The 19,235-nt window shown below is 41.5% G+C and carries 30 protein-coding genes; all 30 read right to left on the bottom strand.

Translation table 11 applies throughout. From position 1 onward, the window contains the following. Positions 1–46: 46 nt before the first annotated feature. The 30 genes from rplQ to lpxC all read right to left on the bottom strand — a co-directional run bounded on the left by rplQ (position 47) and on the right by lpxC (position 19,186). Positions 47–475 (bottom strand): 50S ribosomal protein L17, encoded by a 429-nt coding sequence (gene rplQ / locus AOM43_RS06745; RefSeq protein ID WP_036746478.1) that lies wholly within the window; start codon positions 473–475, stop codon positions 47–49. Positions 476–486: 11 nt separating this feature from the next. Further along, positions 487–1,602: a DNA-directed RNA polymerase subunit alpha gene (locus AOM43_RS06740; protein WP_006342202.1), complete on the bottom strand. Its 1,116-nt coding sequence runs from the start codon at positions 1,600–1,602 to the stop codon at positions 487–489. 129 nt (positions 1,603–1,731) lie between these two features. Then, positions 1,732–2,088, bottom strand: a complete 357-nt coding sequence (gene rpsK / locus AOM43_RS06735) for a 30S ribosomal protein S11 (RefSeq protein ID WP_013925470.1) — start codon at positions 2,086–2,088, stop codon at positions 1,732–1,734. Between the two features lie 71 nt (positions 2,089–2,159). Beyond that, positions 2,160–2,528, bottom strand: coding sequence for a 30S ribosomal protein S13 (rpsM, locus tag AOM43_RS06730; protein WP_013925471.1), 369 nt, complete (start codon positions 2,526–2,528; stop codon positions 2,160–2,162). 78 nt (positions 2,529–2,606) lie between these two features. After that, positions 2,607–3,977 carry a preprotein translocase subunit SecY gene (secY, locus tag AOM43_RS06725; protein WP_006342205.1) on the bottom strand — a complete coding sequence of 457 codons (1,371 nt, stop codon included), beginning with the start codon at positions 3,975–3,977 and terminating at the stop codon, positions 2,607–2,609. Positions 3,978–4,107: 130 nt separating this feature from the next. After that, positions 4,108–4,563 (bottom strand): 50S ribosomal protein L15, encoded by a 456-nt coding sequence (gene rplO, locus AOM43_RS06720; RefSeq protein ID WP_006342206.1) that lies wholly within the window; start codon positions 4,561–4,563, stop codon positions 4,108–4,110. Further along, positions 4,560–5,060: a 30S ribosomal protein S5 gene (gene rpsE / locus AOM43_RS06715; RefSeq protein ID WP_006342207.1), complete on the bottom strand. Its 501-nt coding sequence runs from the start codon at positions 5,058–5,060 to the stop codon at positions 4,560–4,562. Before rpsE ends, rplO begins: the two co-directional genes overlap by 4 nt. Positions 5,061–5,100: 40 nt before the next feature. After that, entirely contained in the window at positions 5,101–5,469 is a 369-nt protein-coding gene (locus tag AOM43_RS06710; protein ID WP_013925473.1) for a 50S ribosomal protein L18, read from the bottom strand. Between the two features lie 63 nt (positions 5,470–5,532). Further along, entirely contained in the window at positions 5,533–6,078 is a 546-nt protein-coding gene (gene rplF, locus AOM43_RS06705; protein WP_006342209.1) for a 50S ribosomal protein L6, read from the bottom strand. Positions 6,079–6,142: 64 nt separating this feature from the next. Then, positions 6,143–6,544 carry a 30S ribosomal protein S8 gene (rpsH, locus tag AOM43_RS06700; protein WP_006342210.1) on the bottom strand — a complete coding sequence of 134 codons (402 nt, stop codon included), beginning with the start codon at positions 6,542–6,544 and terminating at the stop codon, positions 6,143–6,145. A 17-nt stretch (positions 6,545–6,561) separates the two neighbouring features. After that, complete coding sequence (gene rplE / locus AOM43_RS06695) at positions 6,562–7,119, bottom strand: 50S ribosomal protein L5 (RefSeq protein WP_006342211.1); 558 nt, start codon at positions 7,117–7,119, stop codon at positions 6,562–6,564. 2 nt (positions 7,120–7,121) lie between these two features. Beyond that, positions 7,122–7,496 (bottom strand): 50S ribosomal protein L24, encoded by a 375-nt coding sequence (gene rplX, locus AOM43_RS06690; RefSeq protein WP_006342212.1) that lies wholly within the window; start codon positions 7,494–7,496, stop codon positions 7,122–7,124. Positions 7,497–7,498: 2 nt separating this feature from the next. After that, positions 7,499–7,864 carry a 50S ribosomal protein L14 gene (rplN, locus tag AOM43_RS06685; RefSeq protein ID WP_006342213.1) on the bottom strand — a complete coding sequence of 122 codons (366 nt, stop codon included), beginning with the start codon at positions 7,862–7,864 and terminating at the stop codon, positions 7,499–7,501. A 113-nt stretch (positions 7,865–7,977) separates the two neighbouring features. Then, complete coding sequence (rpsQ, locus tag AOM43_RS06680; protein ID WP_006342214.1) at positions 7,978–8,220, bottom strand: 30S ribosomal protein S17; 243 nt, start codon at positions 8,218–8,220, stop codon at positions 7,978–7,980. Between the two features lie 9 nt (positions 8,221–8,229). Beyond that, complete coding sequence (gene rpmC / locus AOM43_RS06675; protein WP_006342215.1) at positions 8,230–8,445, bottom strand: 50S ribosomal protein L29; 216 nt, start codon at positions 8,443–8,445, stop codon at positions 8,230–8,232. Positions 8,446–8,455: 10 nt separating this feature from the next. Beyond that, a complete protein-coding gene (gene rplP / locus AOM43_RS06670; RefSeq protein WP_006342216.1) occupies positions 8,456–8,875 on the bottom strand; it encodes a 50S ribosomal protein L16 in 420 nt (139 codons plus the stop codon). Positions 8,876–8,889: 14 nt separating this feature from the next. Then, positions 8,890–9,540 carry a 30S ribosomal protein S3 gene (gene rpsC, locus AOM43_RS06665; RefSeq protein WP_006342217.1) on the bottom strand — a complete coding sequence of 217 codons (651 nt, stop codon included), beginning with the start codon at positions 9,538–9,540 and terminating at the stop codon, positions 8,890–8,892. Positions 9,541–9,544: 4 nt separating this feature from the next. Beyond that, positions 9,545–9,886 (bottom strand): 50S ribosomal protein L22, encoded by a 342-nt coding sequence (gene rplV / locus AOM43_RS06660; RefSeq protein ID WP_013925474.1) that lies wholly within the window; start codon positions 9,884–9,886, stop codon positions 9,545–9,547. 11 nt (positions 9,887–9,897) lie between these two features. Then, positions 9,898–10,161, bottom strand: coding sequence for a 30S ribosomal protein S19 (rpsS, locus tag AOM43_RS06655; RefSeq protein ID WP_006342218.1), 264 nt, complete (start codon positions 10,159–10,161; stop codon positions 9,898–9,900). A gap of 2 nt (positions 10,162–10,163) precedes the next feature. Next, positions 10,164–11,009, bottom strand: coding sequence for a 50S ribosomal protein L2 (rplB, locus tag AOM43_RS06650; RefSeq protein ID WP_059359562.1), 846 nt, complete (start codon positions 11,007–11,009; stop codon positions 10,164–10,166). Positions 11,010–11,068: 59 nt separating this feature from the next. Beyond that, positions 11,069–11,404: a 50S ribosomal protein L23 gene (gene rplW / locus AOM43_RS06645; RefSeq protein WP_006342220.1), complete on the bottom strand. Its 336-nt coding sequence runs from the start codon at positions 11,402–11,404 to the stop codon at positions 11,069–11,071. Positions 11,405–11,437: 33 nt separating this feature from the next. Then, positions 11,438–12,121 carry a 50S ribosomal protein L4 gene (rplD, locus tag AOM43_RS06640; protein WP_006342221.1) on the bottom strand — a complete coding sequence of 228 codons (684 nt, stop codon included), beginning with the start codon at positions 12,119–12,121 and terminating at the stop codon, positions 11,438–11,440. A 20-nt stretch (positions 12,122–12,141) separates the two neighbouring features. After that, complete coding sequence (rplC, locus tag AOM43_RS06635) at positions 12,142–12,804, bottom strand: 50S ribosomal protein L3 (RefSeq protein WP_006342222.1); 663 nt, start codon at positions 12,802–12,804, stop codon at positions 12,142–12,144. Between the two features lie 455 nt (positions 12,805–13,259). After that, complete coding sequence (locus AOM43_RS06630) at positions 13,260–13,553, bottom strand: hypothetical protein (RefSeq protein ID WP_226987434.1); 294 nt, start codon at positions 13,551–13,553, stop codon at positions 13,260–13,262. 59 nt (positions 13,554–13,612) lie between these two features. After that, on the bottom strand, positions 13,613–14,815 hold the full coding sequence (locus tag AOM43_RS06625) for a hypothetical protein (RefSeq protein ID WP_059359555.1): 1,203 nt from the start codon (positions 14,813–14,815) through the stop codon (positions 13,613–13,615). 334 nt (positions 14,816–15,149) lie between these two features. Then, a complete protein-coding gene (locus AOM43_RS06620; protein WP_006342225.1) occupies positions 15,150–15,875 on the bottom strand; it encodes a hypothetical protein in 726 nt (241 codons plus the stop codon). Continuing rightward, positions 15,872–16,822 carry a methionyl-tRNA formyltransferase gene (gene fmt / locus AOM43_RS06615; protein WP_013925478.1) on the bottom strand — a complete coding sequence of 317 codons (951 nt, stop codon included), beginning with the start codon at positions 16,820–16,822 and terminating at the stop codon, positions 15,872–15,874. Before fmt ends, AOM43_RS06620 begins: the two co-directional genes overlap by 4 nt. Before the next feature lie 104 nt (positions 16,823–16,926). Then, the gene (gene lpxA, locus AOM43_RS06610) at positions 16,927–17,781 is read right to left on the bottom strand and encodes an acyl-ACP--UDP-N-acetylglucosamine O-acyltransferase (protein WP_006342227.1); all 855 of its coding nucleotides are present in this window, start codon (positions 17,779–17,781) and stop codon (positions 16,927–16,929) included. Positions 17,782–17,831: 50 nt separating this feature from the next. After that, positions 17,832–18,305: a 3-hydroxyacyl-ACP dehydratase FabZ gene (fabZ, locus tag AOM43_RS06605; RefSeq protein WP_006342228.1), complete on the bottom strand. Its 474-nt coding sequence runs from the start codon at positions 18,303–18,305 to the stop codon at positions 17,832–17,834. Next, positions 18,302–19,186: a UDP-3-O-acyl-N-acetylglucosamine deacetylase gene (gene lpxC / locus AOM43_RS06600; RefSeq protein WP_059359552.1), complete on the bottom strand. Its 885-nt coding sequence runs from the start codon at positions 19,184–19,186 to the stop codon at positions 18,302–18,304. The genes fabZ and lpxC overlap by 4 nt, the downstream gene beginning before the upstream one ends. Positions 19,187–19,235 lie beyond the last annotated feature (49 nt).

Genomic DNA, 19,235 nt, shown 5'->3' with positions numbered 1-19,235 from the left:
AGCTAACCTGTGAGGTTTTAAATGATAAAGTCATTAAGAGAAGATACTAGTCAGCAAGATATTCGATTACACAAGTTTGTGCATTGTCACCAACACGTCTTTTGCTTTTAATAAGACGTGTATATCCGCCTTGACGCTCTGTAAAACGAGGACCCAGCTCACCAAATAACTTTTGGATCACTCTTCGGTCTGTATTGTAAGCAGCTGTATCACCATTACGAGCAGCTCTCTCTTCTTTATCTGTCAAAGGATTAAAGCGAATCATCAATTCCGCAATTGCTTGACGACGAGTTGCAAGTGTATTTCTCTTTGCTAGCGTAACCATTTGATCTGCATAACTTCGCAAAGCTTTTGCTTTAGCAACGGTTGTTACAATACGCTCTTCATCAATCAAAGATTTTAACATATTGGCAAACATTGCTCTGCGGTGAGATGATGTTCGGCCAAGTTTACATGTATTTTTCTTATGTCTCATAATATACCTAACTATTCTTCACTTTTTAATACATCTGATTTGTCTTTAGCTTCTTTATGGTACTGGGCGATTTTCTCTTTGACGTTATCCGCAGTAATTCCATATTTAGATAAATCCATTCCGAGGTGAAGTCCCATTTCAGTTAATTTTGCTTTGATTTCATTCAAAGATTTCTTACCAAAGTTGCGGAACTCAAGCATACGACGCTCTGGTATGGAAACAAGCTCGGCAATCGTATCAATATTGGCTCCACTTAAGCAATTTGTAGAACGCACCGACAATTCAATTTCATCGATACGTAATGCAAGTTTTGCCATAATCGCATCTTGATCTGCATCATCACGTGATTGCCCTTCATCAAACAACAACAAGTGTGGATTGATGTGTGTAAACACAGACATGTGTTTAACACCAATTTGAGCGGCAAATGCAAGAGCTTCTGCTGGTGTAACTCGACCATCGGTTGTGATTTCTAAAAGCAATCGATCAAAGTCAGTATCTTGTCCGACACGTGTATTTTCTACAGCATAGTTAACCAATCGTACTGGAGAAAAAGCTGCGTCAATCAAAATTTCATCTGACGTTTTTCCATGAACGTCTAAACGATCAGATGGAACATATCCACGTCCAATTACAACACGCAAATCAACTTGTCTTTTCATTGGCTGTGTTACAGTGAATAGGTGAAGTTGAGGATTCACAACTTCATAATTCCCCTCTGTAAAGACATCGCCTAATGTTACATGGTATTTCCCATGATTTTTATCGAGATCGTCTTGTGTAATTTCTAAAATAGAAGTTACAATGCGATCATCGCGCGAATTTGGTGCATCATCTAATGGAAGCTTGCGTATTAACGCCCCTTTCAAGTTAAGGATAATGTTTGTCATATCCTCAACGATCCCCTCTATCGCCATGTATTCATGAGAAATTCCTTCAATTCGTACAGAAACAATAGCAGGCGCTTCAAGTGAAGAAAGCATCATGCGGCGGAGAGAATTTCCCACAGTGTGGCCGAATCCTTTTTCAAAGGGTTCTGCAATAAAACGACCAAACGTCTGGCTTAGCGTTTCCTCATCCACAGAAATTTGCTGAGGGATTTCAAACTTACCATACTTGACTGCCATGAAGTCACTCCTCATAAAAAATAAAATAAACTGTTCTCGCTCTTCGAGAGTTGATTCACAAAGAATCGAAAGATTATAGCGTTAATTCTGCCTTAAATCATTGATGATTCACATTGCAGATAAAAATGGTTATACACGACGTCTTTTAGGAGGTCTGCATCCATTATGTGGGCAAGGAGTTACATCACGGATTGAAGTAATCAACAATCCTGCACCTTGCAAACCACGCACAGCTGACTCGCGTCCTGCACCTGGCCCTTTTAACTTAACTTCTACTTCGCGCATTCCAACAGACATCGCTAATTTTGCTGCGTCTTGTGCCGCAACTGTTGCAGCGAATGCAGAAGATTTACGTGAACCGGAGAAATTAACTTTTCCTGCGCTTGCCCATGAAACAACATTTCCATTCGGATCCGTGATGGATACAATCGTATTGTTAAAAGTTGCTTTAACATGTGCGACGCCTGATGGGACGTGTGCGTGCAACTTTTTCTTAGGCTTTGCAGCTGCTGCTTTTTTGTTTACGACCTGCTTAGACAAAGTGATTCACTCCTCTCTTATTTTTTCTTATTAGCCACTGTCTTACGACGGCCTTTTCTCGTTCTAGCATTAGTACGAGTACGTTGTCCACGGACTGGAAGTCCAACACGATGTCTTTGTCCACGATAGGAATGGATGCTAATTAATCGTTTAATGTTGTTTTGAACTTGACGTTTGAGGTCCCCTTCAACGACATATTGAGACTGGAGCAATGCGTTGATACTTGCAATCTCATCTTCTGTCAATTTGTGGGCACGCATGTTAGGGTCTAAACCCAGCTTTGCAATAATCTCATTAGCTAGACGACGACCTAATCCATAGATATATGTCAAACTAATTTCTAATCTTTTATTATCCGGTATATCGATACCGATAATTCTAGGCATTCAAATCTCCTACTAATTACATGAAATTGAACTTGATAATTTATCACACATATTCTTTTTGTTCAAAAGAAAACGTATTTATCTTCCTCTGATCCGTCCACGCTTCATAAAACCATCGTAACGCTTCATAAGAAGGTGAGACTCAACTTGCTTCATTGTGTCTAAAACAACACCCACGAGAATTAATAAAGCTGTCCCTCCAAAGAAATAACTAATTGTCTGTGGAATTCCTAAAAAGCGACCAACTAATGTTGGAAGAATAGCAATTCCTGCCAAAAAGAGAGCTCCGAGCAACGTAATTTTATTCATCGTGTTTTCCAGGTAGTCTTGAGTCGGTTTTCCTTGACGAACACCTGGAACAAAAGCCCCATTTTTCTTCATATCAGATGCGATCTGATCGGGTCTGAACTGAGTTGCTGTCCAGAAATAAGTGAAGAAGATAATGAGCAATACAAACAAAGCCATATACACACTACTTCCTGGCGAAACCCAGCTGGCGACCTCTCCTAACCAATTACCATGACCCAAGAAAGCACCAAGCGTTGCAGGGAATAATAACAATGAAGATGCAAAGATAACCGGAATAACACCTGCATAGTTCACTTTAAGTGGAATATACGAGGTTCCGCCTTGCACTTCTTTTCTTCCAACAACACGCCTTGCATACTGCAAGGGGATTCGCCTATGCCCTTGAATAATGAGAATTGTTGCAATTGTGACAAGCACAAACACAGCGACTAAAACCAGGACACTAGCTAAATTCATTTGTCCAGGTTCTTGCGAGTTCAAATTAAGTTGCTGGAAAATGAGTCCCAAAGCCGTAGGGATTTGAGAGAGAATTCCCAACGTAATAATCAAACTCATTCCGTTTCCAATTCCCCGATCTGTAATCTGCTCACCAATCCACATTAAAAAGACCGTTCCAGTCGTCATCGTTGCGATGGTAATGAGATAAAAAAGCCATGGCACGCCAAAGGCTTGAATATCCAAGAGTTCACCAGCGACGATACCTGGCTTTGACATATTGATTTGCAGCGCATATCTTGCAAACAAACCTGATTGCAAAACAGACAGTACAACCGTCAAAATACGAGTCATTTTATTGATTTTTCGCTTTGCCGCTTCCCCATTTTCGCGTAATTCACGCTGTAGAGATGGCCAAAGAGCAACGAGCAGCTGCAAAATAATAGAAGCAGAAATGTATGGAACGACCCCCAATGCAATAACAGTCATTTGAGAGAAAGCTCCGCCCGAAAAAATATCTACCATTTGGAAGAGATTTTGGCCTCCTCCTGTCGCATGTCTAAAAAAACTGACAGCTATTTCACCGTTAATTCCTGGAACAGGAATAAATCCCCCTATCCTGCATACAAATAGCATGAGCAAGGTAAAAAGAATTTTATTTCTCAGTTCAGGAATTTGAAAGACTCGTTGCACTTCACTAAACATCGCATTTAATCCTTAGCTTTAACTTTCCGTTTGATCTATTGTAAACTACTTGAAATCGTACAAGCAAGCATAAAATTAACTGATGTTTTCAATCGAAGCTTTGCATGAATGCGAAAAAGTGCATAGCAAATTAAGACCTCGAAAGTTGAAACGTAATTTTCGCTTTTTGGAGTTTATCACGTGCAGCTGCTGACAAACTGTGCACTTCAAAAGTTACTTTCTTAGTTAATTCGCCATCACCGAGAATTTTTACTCCGTGAGTACGACCACTTAAAAGACCTTTGTCTGCTAGTGTCTCTGCATTTACAACTTCGCCATCTTCATAGGCTTGATCGATTTGGCTTAAATTGACAACATCTAATTCTTTTCTAAAGCGTGCGTTGGAAAATCCACGAATTGGAAGCTTTGCGAAAAGACGGAACTGACCACCTTCATAGCCTAAGCGACGCTTATAGCCTGAACGTGCTCCAGCACCTTTTTGTCCACGGCCGCAAGTTTTACCTACACCGGAACCAACTCCTCGTCCTACGCGTCGAACTTGTTTTCTTCCGCGCAAATCATTTTTTAATGTTCCAAGTGTAATCATGCTAAACCTCTAACTTGTTTCATCTTTTGACGGCTACGCAATAGCGATAAACCTTTAAAAGTTGCTTTTACGATGTTAATTGGATTGCTTGAACGCAAATTTTTAGCCATTACATCTGTATAACCGGCCATTTCCAATACAGCACGTACTTTAGATCCTGCGATCACTCCAGAGCCTTCAGGAGCTGGTTTCAACATCACTGTTGCTCCATCCCAAGTCACTGTAATTTCGTGAGGAATAGTCGTCCCTTCCATTTCGTAAGAAGCGAGATTCTTTCTTGCAGCTTCGCCACCTTTACGGATTGCATCGGTCAATTCGTTCGCTTTAGCAAAGCCATAGCCGACTTTTCCTTTTCCATCTGCAACGAGAATAAGAGCGGAGAAGCTGAACTTACGTCCACCCTTGACAACTTTTGAACAGCGATTAATATAGAGGACTTTTTCAGTCAACTCGCTGCCTTTTTTTTCTTTCTTCTGACCTTCTGCTTGTCTTGTCATTTAAACATCCTAAAATTAATTGGAAATGATGCCAGCGCTATTAGCACTTCAAACCGGCAGCAACTGCCGCATCTTTAAGTTCGGCTAAAACTCCGTGGAATTTAGCTGGACCACGATCAAACTTGGCTGCTTTAATGTTCTGTTCAGAAGCAATCTTTGCAATATGCTCGCCTAATTTGCGGGCAGCTTGCTTGCTTTTTTTGCCGAATTCGCTTCCGCGATATTCTTTCGAGAACGTTGCGACTGAGCCAAGAGTTACTCCAGCATCATCATTAATCAACTGCACTTGTAGATGCTTGTTGCTTTTAACAACGCACAGACGTGGTTCCACACTGGTCCCATGAATTTTTTTACGAATTCGCATTGTTCGTTTTTTGCGAATCGTCTGAATTCTAAGTTCTGATCCCATAACAACCTTATTAAACAATTTGTACTTTATTGCTTAAACAATCACGCACGCAATAAATGAGCATTATTTTTTGGAAGCTGATTTTCCATCTTTTCTGCGAACATACTCCCCTGCATAGCGAATACCTTTTCCTTGGTATGGCTCAGGTGGTCTCATTGCGCGGATTATTGCGGCAAACTGTCCAACTTTTTGTTTATCAACACCAGAAACAATAATTACAGTGTTTTTTTCAGCAACTTCAACTTGAATTCCTTGAGGAATTGGCAATTTAGTTGGGTGTGAAAAACCAAGCTGCAGATCCAAGAGTTGTCCTTGAACGGACGCACGATATCCGACTCCAATCATTTCTAAGCGAGTCTGAAAACCTTTTTCTGCCCCTGTTACCATATTTTGAACAAGAGAGCGATAAAGGCCGTGCAAGTTTCCTGCATCTTTTGCTTCTTCTGTCAATTGCACATGAACTTCATTTCCTTCGATGCTTACAGCAATTTCAGGAAAGATTTTCCCATGCAAAGAACCTTTAGGTCCTTTTACAGAGATTTCCCCATTATTGACTTTAACTTCAACACCGCTTGGGATTGAGATGGGAAGTTTTCCTTTACGCGACATTTCATTTACTCCTTATAAAGCTGCTTGCTTACGTAAGGCAGGCAGCTGTTCACATCGATTGAAGTTACCAGACTCGGCACAAAAGTTCGCCACCAATTTTTCTTTTCTTCGCCTCTCCCCCAGGTAATAAACCTTGAGAAGTTGACAAAATTGACAGCCCTAGGCCGCCATAGAAAAACGGAATATCATCATGTCCTACATATCGACGTAAGCCAGGCTTAGAAACTCTTTCTAGACCTTTAATTACAGACTCGCGTCTTTCTGTGTACTTCAAGTAAACTCTAATGATCCCACGGTGATTCTCATCTTTCTCAATCAGATAACTTTCGATAAACCCTTGGGCTTTAAGGATTTCCGCAATACCTTCTTTGAGTTTGCTCCAACCAATCACAACAAAACGGCGTTGTGCTCTACTTGCATTGCGAATCCTTGTGAGGAAATCGGCTACTGGGTCGCTAACTGCCATAATTCCTTCTCCTATTCTTAAGCTGCTACCGATACAGGTAAATTTTTAAACGGAAGTCCAAGCAAACGAAGCAATTCCACACACTCTTCATCCTTGGATGTACTTGTAACGAAGGTTATATGCATCCCTTGTGTCTTTTTAACATCATCGAGATTCAATTCTGGAAACACTTGTTGGTCATCCAATCCGAGCGTATAGTTTCCGCGTCCATCACATTTTGAAGGAAAGCCACGGAAGTCTCGTATGCGAGGACATACAATATTACAGAAACGATCAAGAAAGTCAAACATTCTCTGTCCGCGAAGTGTAACTTTAATCCCAATGGGCTGCTTTTCGCGCAGTTTAAAGTTTGAAATCGCTTTCTTAGCTTTCGTGATAATAGGCTTTTGTCCTGAGATAAGTGTTAATTCATTAACACAATCTTGGATAGCATTTTTATCCTTGCTTGCTTCTGCAATCCCCATGTTGATCACAATCTTTTTCAAAGCTGGGATCAGGCAAGGATTTGTATACCCAAATTTTTTATGCAGCTCGGGCTTGACTGTTTCCAGATACCGCTTTTTTAACCTAGACATTTTTAACTCTTCTTGCTGTTTGAATTTTTAAGTGAACGATAGGTGACATCTTGACCATCGAGCTTATAGTATAATTCTCGGTCTCCATTCTGGTCAACGCGAGTACGCAACTTCACCCCTTTATCTTCAGCAACACATAATTTCAAATTGGAAACATGGATGGATTGCTCAAATGGCAGGATTCCCCCAGCTGGATTTTGCTCAGATTTCTTTACGTGCTTTTTGCGCACGTTGAGGCCTTGTACAACAACTCTGTCGCCACTGCATCTGAGGATTGTGCCAGCTTTTCCACGATCGTTTCCTGTAATTGCAACAACACGATCGCCTTTTTTGAACTTTTTACATACAGAAATTTTATTCATAGTTTTTTCTCTCATTTCTAAATCACCTCGGGTGCAAGAGATACGATCTTCAAAAATTCTGCACGCAGCTCTCGAGCAACTGGTCCAAAAATGCGCGTCCCGATTGGGTTCTTTTTCTCATCGATGAGAACGCAGCTATTTGTATCAAAACGCAAGACTGTTCCGTCTTCACGTGTGATATCAGCTGTTGTTCTAACGATTACAGCTTTTACAACATCGCCTTTCTTAACGCTTGCACCTGGTTCGACTTCTTGAACTGAACAAACAATAATGTCACCAACACTTGCATAACGTCTTCTAGATCCACCGAGAACTTTAAAGCATTTTACACGCTTAGCTCCTGAGTTGTCAGCCACTTTAAGTTTGGTTTCTTGTTGAATCATAATTAAATTAACTCCGCACTTTACCGTATTTGCTACACTTTAAGCAGCACTATAATATTTATGACGTTCAGGCTTTATTAGGTGACCCGCTTAAAGCCAGTGGATACGAACGACTAGGCAACCACTCTCCATCTTTTCAGCTTTGAGAGGGGCCGTGTTTCTTCAATTGTTACTTGTTCACCCACTTCTAATGGTCTTAATTCATTGTGTGCGTAGTATTTCTTGTTACGTGTCACCACTTTCCCATAACGGGGATGTGGATATGTACGGCTAACTTGCACGACAACGGTTTTTTCCATCTTGTTAGATAGAACAGTACCTTTTTTAACTTTTCGCTTTGATTTAATTTCTTCCATTAAACGTCCTCACACAGCCTGCGACTGTTCTTGCAATGTTTTAGCATGAATCACAGTATGAAGCCGTGCAATATCCTTTTTAAGTGAAGGAATACGATGAGGCTTCTCAAGTTTTTTTGTATTTTTCTTAGCAACCACTAGTGCATACAGTTCTTTGCGTTTATCACTCAAAGAAGCTTGTAGTTCATCTAGAGATTGATTAATTAGTTCACGAGCTTTAGACATTATACTAACCTCACACCTGTTCTACGCGCTCGACGAATCGAGTTTTAATTCCAAGCTTAGCAGCTGCACGTCTAAGAGCATTTTGTGCTAAAACTTTCGGTACGTTGCCTACTTCAAATAAAATACGTCCTGGTTTAACGACTGCTACCCAATGGTCTACAGCGCCTTTTCCTTTACCCATACGTACTTCAGCTGGCTTTTTTGTCACTGGTTTATCGGGGAAAATACGTATCCACACTTTACCACGTCGCTGAAAGTAGCGGTTAATGGCTACACGGCAGGCTTCAATCTGTTGAGCGGTTACCCAGGCTCTTTCTAGGACTTGGATACCAAATTCACCGAAGTGAACAAAGCATCCGCCTTTACTGATTCCGGAAAAATGCCCTTTTTGAAGCTTTCGAAATTTTGTTCGTTTAGGCATCAATGCCATGACCCTAATCCTCCTTACTCAGTTGGCTGTCTAGTTGGTTGTGTGTCTTCGCCTCGGTAGATCCAAACCTTGACACCAATGCTTCCATATGTTGTTTCTGCACGACCGTAAGCGAAATCAATATCTGCTCTTAGAGTATGCAAAGGAGTACTTCCTTCTTTATACCATTCAGTCCGTGCAATTTCAGCACCACCTAAGCGGCCAGAAACTTGGACTTTAATTCCAAGAGCACCAGCATCGGTAGCGGATTGCATTGCTTTTTTCATTGCACGTCGGAATGCGATGCGTCGTTCGAGTTGTTTTGCGATTCCGTCAGCTACAATTTTGGCGTCTAGATCAGGACGTTTGATTTCTTCGACTTCGATCCAAACTTCTTTTCCAGTGAGCTTGAACAACTCAGATTTAAGAGCGTCGATTTCTGCGCCCTTTTTCCCGATGACAAGACCTGGACGTGCGGTGCAAATGGTGATCTCAATTTTATCACTCATGCGGCAAATACGAATTTGAGAAGTCCCTACACATGCAGGTTTTTTCATCAAATATTCGCGAATCATATGATCTTCGATCACGTTTTGACCAAATTCATGCTTGTTAGCAAACCATTTCGAGCGAAATTTACGATTGCGTATTAAGCGAAGCCCAATTGGATTGGCTTTTTGTCCCATAAGATTACTCCTTATCTGCGCTAACAACAACAGTGAAATGGCTGGTTCGCTTCATGATTGGATGACGGCCACCACGGTTTTTAGGTTTCGCACGTTTAATTATTGGCCCTGCGTCGATTCGTACTTCAGCAACTTTCAGTTGTTCTCGTCGAAGATCATGTTGCGATTCTGCGTTCGCAACAGCACTATCGAGCGTCTTTTTCAAGAGCCTTCCAGCTCTTAATCCACTGAATTGGAGTTGAACTAACGCATCAGGTACGGATTTTCCGCGGATAAGTCCTGCTGCAAGACGAGCTTTGCGTGGACTTATTCGAATATATTTACTTAGCGCTTTTGCATAATTCATTGAAACAACCCTTATTTCTTAATTGGATGCCCCTTAAATAGGCGTGTTGGTGAAAACTCCCCTAAACGGTGTCCAACCATATTTTCAGATACAAATACTGAAATAAATTTACGCCCATTGTGGACTTCAAATGTATGTCCAATCATTTCTGGAACAATCATTGAGCTTCTTGACCAAGTCTTGATGGACTTTTTGGTTCCAGCATTATTTTGATCTTCGACCTTTTTCTTTAAATGGTGAGCCACAAAGGGGCCTTTTTTTAAGGATCTAGCCATATTTACTTTTTCCTTCGATCTTTAACAATGAACTTATTCGATTTCTTCAGGGACCGTGTACGGAGTCCACGTGTGCATTGTGCCCAAGGAGTTTGAGGAATATTTCCTTTGTGCTTTCCTTCACCACCACCGTGAGGGTGATCGACTGGGTTCATTGCGGTACCGCGAACTGTTGGGCGAATCCCTTTCCAGCGTTTACGTCCAGCTTTTCCTTCTACACGAAGGTTATACTCGGAGTTTGAAACAGTGCCAAAAGTTGCTCGACATTTTTCATTAAACATACGCACTTCACCAGAAGGCATTCTAACAGTTACATAGCCGCCACTGCGAGCCATTAACTGTGCAGACAATCCAGCTGAACGAACAAGTTTCGCGCCTTTTCCTGGAACAAGTTCAATGCTATGGATGATGGAGCCAAGAGGCATACTCATCATACGCATGCAATTTCCTGTACGGAAAGGTGCTTGATCACTTGTTTGGACTTTATCCCCTTTCTTCAATCCTTCAGGAGCGATGATATAGCGTTTTTCTCCGTCTGCATAATGCAAGAGTGCGACGTATGCGGAGCGGTTTGGATCGTATTCGATTGAATTTACAACAGCTGGGATATTTTCTTTATCTCGCTTGAAATCCACTAAACGATAGTGACGCTTATGTCCTCCACCTTTATGACGGCAGGTGATGTGGCCATTATTATTTCTTCCATTTGTCCGTTTTTTTGGGGACAATAATGATTTCTCTGGCTTTACCGTTGCTTTTGAATGATCGTTTGCACGTGTAAGCTTTTCGTTCACTGGCAACACAAGCTGCCGTGTGCCTGGAGTGATTGGTCGATATTTTTTTAACATCTGCTCATGAATCCTTTTTTGTGAAGCTCTTCATCTGGCTTCCGTCACGTTCCATGGAATTATACGTTATCTAAATTGTCGCCAGCTTCGAGTGTAACCACTGCCTTTTTAAAGCCTGGCTTGTTTCCCATGCGCCCACGGACACGTCTTGCTTTTGGCTTAACATTAATCGTGTTCACTGCAACAACTTTGATATTTTTTTCGCTATAAATCTCTTCAACTGCTCGAGCGATTTCTTGTTTATTCGCCTTGCGATCTACAATGAATACATATTTAGGCGATTCACACGCGGCTAGCGAGCGGTTACTTGTAGCGTTTTTTAACCCTTGAAGCATGACTGACTTTTCTGTCACATGTGGACCTTTTACCACATGATAGGGATCTTTATTCGCCATGATTATTTTCCTTCATCCTGGTAGTTTCTTAAGTTAGCAAAGCCATTCTTTTAACTGTTCGAGCGCTGAGGCACCAACAATCATGTTTTTTGCTACAATTACATCATATCCACTGACATGGGATGTTAAAGCAAACTCGATCTTTTGTAGATTGCGAATGCTTTTAATAAAGTTGTCATGTTGTTCGCAGCGTACGCTAACTTTTTTGCCGTCATTGTCGTTACCGACTTGAACGAAATTTCCCTCGCCAATAAACAACGTTCTTCCGCTGATTCCTTGTTTTTCAAGAAAATCTGCTACGTGCTTAGTTTTAGGTTCTTCCATGTGGAAATCTTGCACAACGGTTAATGCGTTGTTGCGGATTTTTTCGCCAATCAAGAATCGAATAACTGCTTTTCGTTCTTTTTTGTTAATACGTACATGTTGATCAAATTTTGGTTTTGGACCAAATACTCGACCACCACCGCGGTACTGAGGAGCCACGAGCGATCCTTGACGAGCTCGTCCTCCACCCTTCTGTGGATGAGGTTTCTTTGTCGAATGCTTAACTTCGGAACGCCCTTTTGTATTAGCGGACCATTGTCTTGCATTTGCTCTGAGAGCGGTAACATAATCTTTTACGACTTGAGAATTAATTTGAGCTTCAGCAAAAGTGCTATCAACCTCTAATTCTCCAACTTCATTGCCTTTAATATCAAAAACTTTTAATAAAGCCACGATCTAATTCTCCAAGCTAATTATTTCGCACTGCGCTTTTTTCTTGCTTCTCTAAGGAAAAGCAAGCTGTCATAAGCCCCAGGAACTTGCCCTTGAACCAAGATCAGATTATTTTCTTCGTCGACCAACACAATTTTCAAATTTTCAACAGTGACACGGTCGACACCCATATGACTTGCTCTTTTTCCACCTGGCAAACAACGGCCTGGGGTGGAGCGCATTCCGGTCGATCCAGCGTGACGGTGAAATCCTGAACCGTGAGCAGCAGGGCCGCCACCAAAATTGTGCAGCTTCATTACCCCTTGATAACCTTTACCTTTGCTGACCCCGATTACATCGAGATATCCAGCTTCTTTGAAAAGGTCCACCTTAAGCTCTTGCCCGAGAGAAAATTCGGCTGAATCTTCAATGCGAAACTCCCCAGAAAATCTGCGGGGCTCAACACCTGCTTTTGCATAGTGTCCTTGCAAAGGTTTAGACGTACGTCTTTTCACTGTGCGAGGATCATTTGCTTCAATTTTTTCAAATCCCAACTGGACAGCATTATAGCCATCTTTTTCTTTCGTCTTAAGCTGTGTCACAACATTGGGTTCGACTTCAATGACTGTGCAAACGATGAGGTTGCCAGCTTCATCAAAACGCTGTGTCATCCCTCGTTTTTTACCCATTAATTTTATCGCCATGTGCGAATTCCTTTCATCAAAATTGAAACCATTAAACTAAAATACTATCAACTGAGCGTATTCAAGAGTTATTCTCCCTATTCTAGTGAAAAGGTGCACACGCAATGTGTTCTTTTCAGAGGGTAAGAGAGGAATTTTGGTTTTTAACCAACCTTTTTAGTCGCTTAAAAAGAGTAGACTACCAAACTTGGAGATTTATCACAACCAGTTTTCTCTCTAGAAAGAAAAAAAATTAATTATTTTATATTCACCCAGCATCTACTCCCTCTTAAAAAAGGTTCTTTAAGCTAGTTTAAGGTCTATTTTTATAATTGCACACACCCTCTTTTATTTTTTCAATAACCGATGTATTCACACAACAAACACCCCGAATTCGCCAAAGATTATCCTATTGAAAACAAGAATCTTAGAATCTGCATTAAAATTCAGAATATCACCCCTCACCCGCAGACAACCTAAGACAAAAACAACCCCACCTTCACCCCCTCACCCCTGCTTTTTTTTCTTTGTGGAACGCCCCGTTTTTTGGAAACCTTCTTGAGCTTTGATACCTGAATTTTTTTGACTAATACGCGCCGTTCTTTTATAGAAGGCAGCCGCATCTCATCTGTTCGCGACGCAAGCGTCACACCGACCAAAACCATTAAACAGCCCATCACAACAAAGACTGAGAACCATTCGTATGCAAAAAACTTTGGAGAAACTGGAGAAGATTTTTTTAGGAAAGAAGAGGAAATAGAGACCATCATGATCACACAATAAACTGGCGAGGAGCCCCTCGCCAGCTAAATAAAAAGCGAAACGAAACTTACGCCGCAGGCGCAGCCACCCTTTTCTCGCCAAGGAATTCCCATGTTGCGTAGCTAGCCAATCCGCCAACGTTGATCGCAAGGCTTGCTCCCATCAAAATGAACGCAAACGGCACACCTGAAAGACCTGTTGCTAAGAATGTAAGACTTGTTACAATCAGCGCAACCTTTGCAATATTCAAGACCACACCAACCACCGCCTTAGCAATCTTTCTATTTTCATTAAATAGCTTAGCTTTTTTGGACTCGCCTTTATATTTAATGAGCTCCACCGTGAAATCGTACGCTTTTCCAGACACAGCACCACTCAATAAATCTCGGCGCTTTTCCCACTTTCTGATGTTCGCAGCACCTTTGGCCAGCTTGCTTTTTGCCGCCCGATCTAATTTAGGAGCTGTCCCTGGGTTAGCAACATACTCTTGCTCTTGTTGCAGTAATGCATTATACTCAGCAAGCTTGGCTTCGTATTTGTTTGCAAGCTCAATCGCTTTCCCATCTACTTCACTGTTTTTTTCTAAATCTAAGTTGGAAAAATCTTTTTTCCAGGTGTTCAATTTATCTGTTGCATGCTTACGCTCACAAACTGCCACGTATAGCTCACGACCTTTGATCGCAACCTGCAAGAGGACACCCGCGCCACCCACAACATCTTTCACAAGACCGAATACAGGAATAGGGACACTGCCAAGCCCTTTAAATGTAAAATCTAAAGCTTTGGTGCCCACGTTAAATGTTCTAGAAAAGAACTCAAATACTTCCATGCCACTTGAGACTGTAAAGAATACAGTTGAAGCGACTTTTGGAACTGTCCAAAGAGCAACAACCACACTACGGGGCTTGCTTGCGTTCTTCAAATACCCAGCCAACTCTCCGACATTATCCACAACTTCAACTAAATCAATAATTTTTTTTACGCCCTTAACCAGAGTCGTCACTTCTTTCAATCCCTGTAACTTCACGCCACCAATAGCGGAAAAAATGACCAAAACGAGCTCTGAAGTTCCTGCAGCAACTTTTATTGCTTTCCCAAAGCCTTCTTTTTTATCTATAATCATCTTTGGCTTTTGCGCAAGAGATGCAGCTCCTCGTCCGAGTTTTTCAAATCCTCTTCCAATTTTTGCAAATCCTTTTTTCGCTTTTGAGCCGTCTGTAGCTGTTGGAAATCGATAATCTTCCGTTGCAGCAGTACGTGTTAGAGCCATATCTACACCTTATTTTTTTGATATTTAAAACTTAAAAATTCCAGAAGCTAGAACTCCACCCAATTTATTTGAGTGATTTTGTTAAAAAGCTCTTTCTATACTCAGGTTTAGGCTGTTAATTCAATCGATTATCACGATAGGTTTTATTTTAATCCAACCCGAGCCCACTCATCAAACGCTTTAGTGGCGCTTGCTTTTTTTAACATCTTCCACATAAATGGTGATGTTGAACATGTTTACATATACGATGAATTTTTTATGGTAAAGGAAAAAAGTTAATTTGTAAATAACTAAAATATTTGATACATACACTTTTCCAAGGCTAAAAACCCTATTACATACGCGATAAATCGTTGCGATAAAAGAAGTCGAATAATCCTTTTAAACAACTTGTCAATCCCGCAACACAACCGATCGCAAAAGCAACTCCAATCGGAGCTCCGAAGAGAGCCAAAGCGCCAGCTAAAAGATAAGCAAAACAAATGAAAATGCCCAAGCCAGCTGAAATTCTCATTTTGAGCGCGACTTGTCGTGTATCTCCTGAACTCGACTTGGCAAGCTCAGAAGCAGAAAAAAAAACATTTACATAATATTGCAAAGAAAGAATGTCGCCAAACATAAAAAATCCGCGCGCTGCGGAACCCAATATATTCGCGGCACATGAAAGACCCTGATAACTTAACCGACAAATTCCACTTGCGATCCCACATCCTCCCGCCCCTATGGCAGAAAATCCATATAGAAAGGAAAACTGAGTCGTTTGAAATTGAATAGACTTAATCCTTGCATAAAACCCTTGGAAAACTTGGGAAACATACCCAATCGTGCCCCCTTTGTTTTCAATATGGAGCCTAATGCGATTTCGCAAACCGTCCCATATGAAGACTTTCAATCCATAGCCAACATAACCGCCCCCTTGAATAATCGGGAAAAAGCGAATACCAAAGTTAGCAACTTTTTGCGTAATCACAACCGCTTCCTTGACTGCCGGCCCCCCATGAACACTTAGATAAGAAACTGCTCCAAAGAGAGCCGAAGAAATAGACTGAGTTGCCATCATGCGCCCATTACAAACGAAAACATTTGCCTTGGAATGCCCCTCATGAGATCCTCGGCACTCATGGCATTTTTCCCCTCAAGTTGAAGCGTTACAATGCGAAGAGAACCTTCTCCACACGCCACAATCAATCCCTCTTTTCCATACCCCAGAATTTCTCCCGGTTGACCACTGCCTGAAGTCATCATTTGGCTTTTTAAAATTCTTAAACGCTTTTTCTGCTGCTTCACTTCCACATAGCACCAAGCTCCGGGCTCAGGTGTGACAGCACGCACAAGATGATGGAGATCTGAAGCGGAACGATTCCAATCGATATAACAATCTTCTAACTCAATTTTAGGGGCGTATGTTACTTCATCATGATTCTGAGGCTGACGCATACTCGCCCCTGCTTCAATTTCTCGAAGCACCTCAAGGAGAGCATGGGATCCAATGCGACATAAAGCTTGCTCAATTTCAGGAAAAGATTGATTTTCATCTACGACAATAGAAGCTTTTTTGATCATATCGCCCGCATCCATTTTTTTAACCATATGCATGATAGTCACACCAATTTCGGACTCCCCATTCATGATCGCTCGCTGGATGGGCGCAGCTCCTCGGTACTTTGGAAGCAAACTAGCATGTAAATTAATACACCCCATTTTAGGCATGTCCAAAAGATGCTGCTTGATAATTTCGCCATACGCAACAACAACGAACAAATCCGGCTTAAAGGCAGCAAGCGTATCTGCAAACTCGGGAGCGGACACAAGCTCAGGTTGAAAACAAGGAATAGGAGTTGCCTGCATCAAGGCGACCTGCTTGACAGGAGTCGGGACTAATTGCTTAGATCGACCTTGCGCCCGATCTGGTTTTGTGATGACCGCCACAACATCTATGTGACTATTTAAAAGATCACTGAGTACGTTTGCAGCAAATTGCGGTGTCCCAAAAAAGACAACTTTCATAACAGGCACCCTTAAATTGTAAAATGACTAGATATATATCAGAAAAGCAGCAGAACGATGCAAATTCTGCGCTTGATTTCCCGTGTATCGTGTGAGACTGTGACTTATTTAGAAACGAGCTCAGAAACTTCTTCCTCTTCTTCCTCTTCCTCAAATTCTTCTGAATTGGAGATTCCTTGCAGCCCCATTAAGCCTCTTTTAGAACTTCTGCAAAAGTCAATCCAATGCTGGACTTCAGGCAAAGATTCCAATTCCTGCTCAATCAGATCTAAAGCCTCTTCCAGACGAAGTTTAGAGCGATATGTTAGCTTAAAAGCCTTACTTAATTCACGACGTGTATTGAGTTGGAACCCATGCCTTTTGAGACCCACAAGGTTTAACCCACCAAACTTAAATGGTATTCCAGCGCCAATTGTATAAGGAGGGATATCATGGGTAACACGACTCATTCCACCCACCATTGCATAGGCCCCAATTCTGACAAATTGGTGGATCGGGGTAAACCCCGCCACAATGGCATAATCCTCTAAAATCACATGCCCTGCAAGAGTAGCATTATTGCTCATAATAACTCTTTTCCCTAAAACGCAGTTGTGAGCAATATGACAATAGGCCATAATTAGGCATTCATCGCCAACCTCAACAACGGAATTCTCTTGGCAAGACGAATTAATCGTTACAAATTCACGAATTTCACAGTTTTTCCCAATCTTTACGAAGGTTTTTTCTCCTCGAAACTTGAGGTCCTGCGTCTTGGTCCCAATGCTTGCATAGGGATAAATTTTGGTCCCAGCTCCAATCGTGGTATTTCCTTCGATGTAGGCACCCGACATAATCACCACATCATCTTCTAGGGTGACCGTGCTTTTTATAACTGCAAAAGGCTCTATTGTAACGTTTTTACCAATAACTGCCCCTGGCTCTATAATGGCTGCTGGGTGGATTTTAGATTGACTCATGCTTTATGAAATCTCAGTCTGTAGTTTTAATAACAATAATTTTATAACTTTTAAATTTGGCTTTTGGGAACTAAAGCAAAACCAATTTCAGCTTCAACAGCGACCTTATTATTGACATAAGCTGTTGCCTTGATTTTCCCACCTTTTTTACTAAAATGTTGCCCCTCTCCTTTCAGAAAAAGGACATCTCCTGGACGCACAGGACTGCGAAATTTCGCTTGATTCACGTTCATAAGAACAGCGATTTTTTCAACCTCGCTTTCTCCTTTTAAATACACTAAAATTCCCCCTGCTTGCGCAAGAGCTTCAAGAATTAACACTCCGGGCATAATCGGTGCACCCGGAAAATGGCCTTGAAAAAAAGATTCATTAAAGGTGATGTTTTTTTGGCCTAAAATATACCCCTTTTCTAAATCCATTTCAACAATTCTGTCAACCAACAAAAAGGGATAGCGATGGGGCAAGATTTTAAGAATCTCTTTAATATCAAAGACCGCGGGCATTTCGCTAAAGTCAGGAGTCATGAACATCTCTCCGTTGTAATAGAATGTAAGAGCTTTTTCGCGAAGGCAAAATTAGAGGCATGTCCTGAGCGAATAGCTATAACATGCGCCAAAAAGTCAAACCCGACAAGAGAAAAATCACCAATCATATCCAATATTTTATGCCGAACCATTTCATTAGGGAAGAACAATCCCCCCTTACTTAAAATAGCTCCATCTTTAATGGTGACTCCATTGTTTAAACTCGCGCCTTGAATCAAACCTTTATCCATCAGTACAGAAACCTCTTGGTAAAGAGAAAATGTGCGACAAGGAGCAAGCTCATTTTTAAAACTTTCTGCTGTTACTGACAAAGAGTGAAATTGTGCTTGCAGAATACTTGGGGTTGGATAACTAAGTGTGTAACTAATGCGATATTCATCTGCGGGGAGAGCAACCAAGTGAATGTCTCCCTCGGACCAATAAACAGGCTCTTGAATTTTCACGACCGGAATAATTCCGTCCTGCTCTTCGATCCCTGCCTCTTCGATCATTTCGACAAAAACATCCGAGCTTCCATTTCCGACAGGAGGCTCAATGCTAGTAATCTCAATGCATAAATTGGAGATTTCATAAGCACGAATGGCTGCCAAGACGTGTTCAACGGTATGAATCCTTACGGACCCAATCCCTAATGTGGTGCTGCGGTTAGTTTCGCACACATATTCAACAGTGGCAGGAATAAGAGGCTGGCTGGGAAGATCGACTCGTTTAAAGACAATTCCCGTACCCTCCTTGGCTGGACAAAATTTGAGGGAAACCCCTCTTCCCGTGTGAATCCCGATACCAGAAAACGAAACGCTTTTTTTAAGCGTGCGCTGTCTCCTACATGTTTTTTCTAGGCTGGAATTGAAGGCATTCACAGTTGTCGAACCTGCTCATTAATATTGATCTATTTCGTGATGATGCAAG

This window comes from Parachlamydia acanthamoebae, from assembly GCF_000875975.1.
In the GTDB taxonomy this organism is placed as follows: Bacteria; Chlamydiota; Chlamydiia; order Chlamydiales; family Parachlamydiaceae; genus Parachlamydia; species Parachlamydia acanthamoebae.
The sequence above is the reverse complement of the archived record's forward strand: the minus strand, read 5'-3'. Positions and strand labels throughout refer to the sequence as shown.